This window comes from Mesorhizobium sp. M4B.F.Ca.ET.089.01.1.1 (assembly GCF_004022605.1).
GTDB classification, from domain to species: domain Bacteria; phylum Pseudomonadota; class Alphaproteobacteria; order Rhizobiales; family Rhizobiaceae; genus Mesorhizobium; species Mesorhizobium abyssinicae.
The window spans coordinates 1-384 of record NZ_RZOS01001599.1 but is presented as its reverse complement, the minus strand read 5'-3'; the positions used below and the strand labels follow the sequence as shown (position 1 = coordinate 384).

Sequence of the window (384 nt, the reverse complement as noted above, 5' to 3'; positions counted from 1 at the left end):
GCCCAAAGAAGGCTACCTCGCCCACTGGACGAAGCGATCCCGTCTCCATTGCCGTGCCCAGCGATGTGAAGCACGTCGCACTTCGCCTTGTTCGCTTGGACTACAGCCTCACGAAAATGCTTTCGGTCCAAAGCAATGTGGAGCTCCGCGCGGATGTTGACAGTCTTTAGCATCTTCTGTGTGATCGGTCCGTCCGCCCTGTCGGCGAAGTAGTCATTCGCGTTGTGGCAGTCGATGATGTGAACGGCGCTCATGGGATTCTGCCTATTATTATCGTCGTGACGAGTGGATACCACGTGCGGAACACCGTGATCTGCGCTGAGTTTCGGTGACCGCATTGCTGCAAGGCGCAGGGCCGGAAATTGGCATGGATCGGCAATGAAG

General features: G+C 56.5%; 1 protein-coding gene. It reads right to left on the bottom strand.

The window, feature by feature from the left end:
- A partial coding sequence (locus EN780_RS40270) for a hypothetical protein (protein ID WP_210215171.1) occupies positions 1–254 on the bottom strand: 254 nt, incomplete at its 3' end.
- Positions 255–384: the final 130 nt, after the last annotated feature.